The sequence below is a fragment of the Bacteroides caecigallinarum genome (genome assembly GCF_021530995.1).
Lineage (GTDB): Bacteria > Bacteroidota > Bacteroidia > Bacteroidales > Bacteroidaceae > Phocaeicola > Phocaeicola faecigallinarum.
On record NZ_JADYTF010000149.1, the window covers coordinates 1 to 6485 of the forward strand.

Genomic DNA, 6485 nt, shown 5'->3' on the forward strand with positions numbered 1-6485 from the left:
CGCTGGGTGATGATACTCTTATTATAGGTACCAGCGGAAGATATGAATTTAAGAATAAAGGAATCAATGTTTACCTTGAAACTCTAAATCGTCTGACAAGAGACAAAAATCTTAAAAAAGACGTTCTACTATCTTTACAACTCATGCCACATCTATAGGGCGCTCGATAGCCGGTAACAATAAACCTCTGTATGATTACTTGTTTGCTTATAATGGCGATCAGATGGCCAGGGAACTTAATATGGAGTCGAAACACTCTATAGAGAAACAGACTGCGCATCATGTGGATTGCTTTACAACTGTAAGCGAAATAACTAATAATGAATGTAAGGAACTGCTTGAAAAACCTGCCGATGTGGTTCTTATGAATGGTTTTGAGGATGATTTTGTGCCTCAGGGACGTTCGTTCTCGGCTAAACGTAAAAAAGCAAGACAGGTAATGCTGAACATTGCAAACAAACTGCTTGGTACTTCGCTGGGTGATGATACTCTTATTATAGGTACCAGCGGAAGATATGAATTTAAGAATAAAGGAATCAATGTTTACCTTGAAACTCTAAATCGTCTGACAAGAGACAAAAATCTTAAAAAAGACGTTCTGGCTTTCATAAACGTGCCTGGATGGGTAGGAGATGCCAGACAGGATCTTATCGACAGACTGAACAGCAAGGAAAATTTCAATACTCCGCTTGAAGTTCCATTCGTTACACATTGGTTGCATAATATGAGTCACGACCAGGTGTTGGATATGCTCAAATACCTTAATATGTCGAATTCGGCAGATTCTAAGGTTAAGGTTATTTTCGTACCATGTTATCTTGACGGAAAAGACGGCATACTGAACATGACGTATTATGATCTGGTTTTGGGTAATGACCTTAGCGTATATCCTTCATATTACGAACCATGGGGCTATACTCCTCTGGAAAGTGTGGCATTCAAGGTGCCTACAATAACTTCCGACCTTGCTGGTTTCGGATTGTGGGTTAACTCGGTAGTGGGACACAATGGAGAACTTGCCGATGGAGTGAAAGTTATACACCGTACAGATTATAACTATTCTGAAGTGGCCGATGCCATAAAAGATACTATTAGCGAATTCTCGTCTTTTGATCAGAAACAGATAGACAAGATACGCAAGAATGCTGCCGCTATAGCTGAAAAAGCGTTATGGAAGCATTTCATTAAATATTATTATGAAGCATACGACGTGGCTTTGCGCAATGCTTCGGTAAGACTGAAGAAAAATAAAAAAGAGAATTAATAATTTTAAGTATTTGAAAGATATGAAAATTAAAACAAATTATGCTAATGCTCCTGTATGGAAAGAGGTTACAGTAAAATCTCGTATTCCTGATTCTTTGAAAATGTTACAGGAAATGGCCCGCAACATTTGGTGGTCATGGAATTATGAAGCTACAGATATGTTTAAGTTTCTTGATCCTGAATTATGGAGTGTAGTGGGACAGAACCCTGTTGCTTTCTTGGAACGTTTAAGTTATGAAAAACTCGAAGCCATCTCTGAAGACAAGAAGGCTTTGGACAAGATAAATAAAGTATATAAGAAATTTACTGACTACATGAGCGTGGCTCCTGACAAGAAACGTCCTTCAGTGGCATATTTCTGTATGGAGTACGGTATGACTCATGTATTGAAGATATATTCAGGAGGTCTTGGTATCCTTGCCGGTGACTATCTGAAAGAAGCTTCAGACAGTAATGTAGACATGTGTGCGGTAGGTTTCTTGTACCGTTACGGATATTTCACTCAGAGCCTGTCTATGGACGGACAGCAGGTGGCTAACTATGAAGCTCAGAACTTCGGTAGCCTTCCATTGGACCGTGTAATCGGCGAAGACGGAAAGCCATTGGTAGTGGATGTTCCTTATCTTGACTACTATGTACATGCATATGTATGGAGAGTAAACGTAGGTCGTGTACCTTTGTATCTGCTTGATACAGATAATGAAATGAACAGCGAGTTCGACCGTCCTATCACTCATCAGCTTTATGGTGGCGACTGGGAAAACCGTTTGAAACAGGAAATTCTTCTTGGTATCGGTGGTGTGCTGTTGCTTGAGAAACTTGGCATCAAGAAAGATATCTACCACTGCAACGAAGGACATGCCGCATTGTGTAACGTACAGCGTCTGTGCGATTTCGTAGAAAGCGGAATGACATTCGAACAGGCTCTTGAAGTAGTACGTGCTTCTTCATTGTATACTGTTCATACTCCGGTTCCTGCCGGTCACGACTACTTCGACGAAGGTCTGTTCGGTAAGTATATGGGTGGTTATCCACAGCGTATGGGTATTTCATGGCAGGATCTTATGGATCTCGGACGTATCAATCCGGGTGACAACAACGAACGTTTCTGTATGTCTACTTTCGCTTGCAACACTTGTCAGGAAGTTAACGGTGTAAGCTGGTTGCATGGAAAAGTTTCTCAGGAAATGTTCTCAGGAATATGGAAAGGTTACTTCCCGGAAGAAAACCACGTGGGATATGTTACTAACGGTGTTCACTTCCCGACTTGGTGTGCTTCTGAATGGCAGAAACTTTACAGCAAATATTTCGATGCAAACTTCCTGAACGACCAGTCTAATCCTAAGATTTGGGAAGCTATCTACAATGTGCCTGATGAAGAAATCTGGAACACACGTGTTGCATTGAAGAACAAACTTACTGACTATATCCGTAATCAGTTCCGCGATACATGGTTGAAGAACCAGGGTGATCCTTCACGCGTGGTTTCATTGATGGATAAGATTAATCCTAACGCACTGTTGATCGGTTTCGCTCGTCGTTTCGCTACTTACAAACGTGCTCATCTGTTGTTCACTGACCTTGACCGTTTGGCTAAGATCGTTAACAACCCTAACTATCCTGTACAGTTCCTGTTCGCAGGTAAGGCTCACCCACACGATGGCGCTGGTCAGGGATTGATCAAGAAGATTGTAGAAATCTCTAAGCGTCCTGAATTCTTGGGTAAGATTATCTTCCTCGAAAACTACGATATGAAACTTGCACGTCGTCTTGTTTCAGGTGTTGATATCTGGATGAACACTCCGACACGTCCTCTTGAAGCATCTGGTACATCAGGTGAAAAGGCTTTGATGAACGGTGTAGTAAACTTCTCTGTACTCGACGGATGGTGGCTTGAAGGTTACCGCGAAGGTGCAGGATGGGCTTTGACAGAAAAACGTACTTATCAGAACCAGGAACATCAGGATCAGCTTGATGCTGCTACTATCTACAGTATCCTTGAAACTGAAATTCTTCCATTGTACTACGCTCGCAACAAGAAGGGCTATTCTGAAGGATGGGTTAGAACAATAAAGAACTCTATCGCACAGGTTGCTCCTCACTATACAATGAAGCGTCAGCTTGACGATTACTATTCTAAGTTCTATACTAAAGAAGCTAACCGTTATAAGATGCTTGCTGCAAACGACTATGCTAAGGCTAAGGAAATTGCTGCATGGAAAGAAGAAGTTGTATCTAAGTGGGATTCAATTCAGGTTGTTTCCTTGAACAAGGAAGAAGAACTTCGCGAAGGCAACGTAGAAAGCGGTAAGGACTATACAATCACTTGCGTAGTTGACGAAAAGGGATTGAAAGATGCTGTTGGTATCGAACTTGTAGTTACTTACAAGAATGCTGAAGGCAAAGAACACATCTACTCTGTAACTCCTATGGAAGTTGTCAAGGTAGAAGGTGACCTATACACATTCCAGCTTACTCACAGCTTGTCAAATGCAGGCAGCTTCAAGGTTTCATACCGTATGTATCCTAAGAACCCTGAATTGGCACACCGTCAGGACTTCTGCTACGTACGTTGGTTTTTAATGAATAATTAATACATTCTATTAATTAATATCGCCAATCATGTCGGTCTGGAGATCTTTTATAAGATTTTCAGACCGATTTTTTTATATTCTGTATTTTTACTCTTATTTTTGTAGAAATACGATATTAATAAGACTGTATATGAAGATACTTGTAGTAGAAGACGATAAAGACTTGATGGAAATAATAACCAAGTCGCTTGAAAAGGAGAGATATGTGGTGTCGCAAGCTCCCGATTACCGGACGGCATTAATGAAGGCGGGTGATTATGATTACGACTGTATTCTGCTTGATATAATGCTTCCTGACGGAAATGGTTTGGATCTTCTGGCTGAACTACAGGACATGGGAAAGAAAGCCAATGTGATAATACTTTCCGCCAAGGACTCTATAGAGGATAAAGTTAAGGGACTTGACCTCGGAGCGGATGATTATCTGCCGAAGCCTTTCCATCTGGCCGAACTTCATGCACGAATCAAAAGTCTGCTGAGAAGAAACCAGAGGGAAGGAGAGAAGAAAATCGTTTTCGGAAATATCGAAATCCTGCCTGAGAAGTTTGAAGTGAGTGTGGATGGGAAACTGATTGACTTAAACCGTAAGGAATACGATATACTGATGTATTTCATGCTTCGTCCTAACAGATTGGTGAACAAAAGTACATTGGCCGAATCCGTTTGGGGAGATCATATGGACCAGGTGGATAATTTCGACTTTATTTATGCTCAGATAAAGAATCTTAGGAAAAGGCTTAAGAATGCCGGTTCCACTCCCGAGCTGAAAGCTGTTTATGGTATAGGATATAAATTCGTATTGGAATGAAACTGTTTCACAATGTGATGCTGCATATTTCAATAGCATCGGCGATTATAATGGCAGCGTGGGCTGTTTTCTTCTACTGGGCCATAGTGGACGAAGTGAATGATGAGGTGGACGATTCGCTGGACGATTATACGGAGAACCTTATCATAAGGGTACTTAATGGCGAGGAAATGCCTTCTCTGAATAATGGATCAAACAATCAGTATTATATGTACGACATCAGCGAGGAGTATGCAAATACTTATCCATGGATTACGTACAGAGACGAAATGGTGTATATTGACGAAAAGCTGGAGTATGAGCCTGCGAGGATATTGGTAACGATATTCAAGACTGACGATGGGTATAAGGAACTAGTAGTATATACGCCTACGATAGACAAGCTAGACCTTCAGAAGGCTATCTTGGGGTGGATAATTGCACTTTATATAGGTATATTTCTGACGCTTCTGCTTCTGAATGTATGGATATTCAGGCGTAATATGAAACCTCTGTATGTACTATTGTCATGGTTCAACAAATATAAGATAGGTAATGACTGTGCTCCGCTGAGGAATAAGTCCGATATTACCGAATTCAAGAAGCTGTATCGTGCGGTGACAATGTCTGTAGAGAGAAACGAGAAACTCTATGAACAGCAAAAAGTTTTTATCGGGAATGCGTCGCACGAGATGCAGACACCATTGGCGATATGCCTGAACAGGCTGGAAATGCTTATGGAGGATGATAATCTGACTGAAAAGCAGATGGAAGAGATTGCGAAGACCCATCAGACTCTGGAAAATATTACGCGTATGAACAAATCATTGTTGCTGCTGTGCAAGATAGAGAACGGACAGTATGCAGATGTAAAGGAAATATGCGTCAATTCCCTTCTGGAGCAGTATATTGAAACTTTCAGTGAGGTTTACGGGTATAAGAACATAAATGTCAGCTATTCTTCCGAATCAACATTCATGGTAGAGATGAACGAATCTTTGTCTGTAATGATGGTAACTAATCTTCTGAAAAATGCGTTTGTGCATAATGCAGATGGGGGAGATATTGTGGTGAAAGTATCAGGAAGAGGATTTAGTGTAGCCAGCAGCGGTGATGTGCCATTGGATTCATCGCAGATATTTACACGTTTCTATCAGGGAAGCAAGAAGGAAGGTTCTACCGGGCTTGGCCTGGCATTGGTAAATACTATATGCAAGGCTGCCGGACTAAAGATATCGTACGATTTCAATGGGAAAATGCACATTTTCAGCATTTCGAAATAAAAAAATACACTAAAAGCCGAAAAAAGCTGATTTTTCCAGAATCTTTTCAGTATTGTGTATAATCTTTGCAATATAAAATTAAGCACAGTACTAACAATTAAAATTTTAAGGTTATGAAAAAAGTAATATTTTTATTCGTTTGTTTGTTCACAATGTCAATGGTTGTTGTAGCTGATACAGATAAACCTATCCAGATAGGTCAGCTTCCGTTAAAGGCTCAGACTTTTATCTCTAACTATTTCAAAGATTCTAAAGTTGCCATGGCAAAACAGGAAACAGATTTGTTCTATAAGAGTTTCGATGTGATTTTCACTTCGGGCGACAAATTAGAATTTGATAAGTCTGGCGATTGGACTGAAGTGAAATGTATCAAGAACGGTGTTCCATCACAGATAGTTCCAAAGGAAATCATTGATTACGTCAATACAAACTATCCTAATGAGAAGATTCTTCAGATTGAAAGAAACTCAAGAGAATATGAAATCAAGCTTTCCAACAGATGGGAAATCAAATTCGACAAGCAGTTCAGAGTAATTGATATTGATGATTGATAAT

Annotated in this window: 4 protein-coding genes and 1 pseudogene; all 5 read left to right on the top strand. The window is 40.3% G+C overall.

Features of this window, described 5'->3' with window-relative positions; translation table 11 throughout:
* Nucleotides 1–124: 124 nt before the first annotated feature.
* Nucleotides 125–1264, top strand: a pseudogene (locus tag I6E24_RS14850) (glycosyltransferase); the annotation flags it as partial.
* A 22-nt stretch (nt 1265–1286) separates the two neighbouring features.
* Nucleotides 1287–3860, top strand: a complete 2574-nt coding sequence (glgP, locus tag I6E24_RS14855; protein WP_204405115.1) for an alpha-glucan family phosphorylase — start codon at nt 1287–1289, stop codon at nt 3858–3860.
* A gap of 130 nt (nt 3861–3990) precedes the next feature.
* Entirely contained in the window at nt 3991–4668 is a 678-nt protein-coding gene (locus tag I6E24_RS14860; RefSeq protein WP_235329352.1) for a response regulator transcription factor, read from the top strand.
* Complete coding sequence (locus I6E24_RS14865) at nt 4665–5930, top strand: sensor histidine kinase (RefSeq protein WP_235329354.1); 1266 nt, start codon at nt 4665–4667, stop codon at nt 5928–5930. The genes I6E24_RS14860 and I6E24_RS14865 overlap by 4 nt, the downstream gene beginning before the upstream one ends.
* A 113-nt stretch (nt 5931–6043) precedes the next feature.
* The gene (locus tag I6E24_RS14870; RefSeq protein ID WP_154042574.1) at nt 6044–6481 is read left to right on the top strand and encodes a PepSY-like domain-containing protein; all 438 of its coding nucleotides are present in this window, start codon (nt 6044–6046) and stop codon (nt 6479–6481) included.
* Nucleotides 6482–6485: the final 4 nt, after the last annotated feature.

What these genes read in the sequence shown, in the direction of transcription:
- glgP (WP_204405115.1), top strand. Translation starts at nt 1,287, where the DNA reads ATGAAAATTAAAACAAATTATGCTAATGCTCCTGTATGGAAAGAGGTT.
- I6E24_RS14860 (WP_235329352.1), top strand. Translation starts at nt 3,991, where the DNA reads ATGAAGATACTTGTAGTAGAAGACGATAAAGACTTGATGGAAATAATA.
- I6E24_RS14865 (WP_235329354.1), top strand. Translation starts at nt 4,665, where the DNA reads ATGAAACTGTTTCACAATGTGATGCTGCATATTTCAATAGCATCGGCG.
- I6E24_RS14870 (WP_154042574.1), top strand. Translation starts at nt 6,044, where the DNA reads ATGAAAAAAGTAATATTTTTATTCGTTTGTTTGTTCACAATGTCAATG.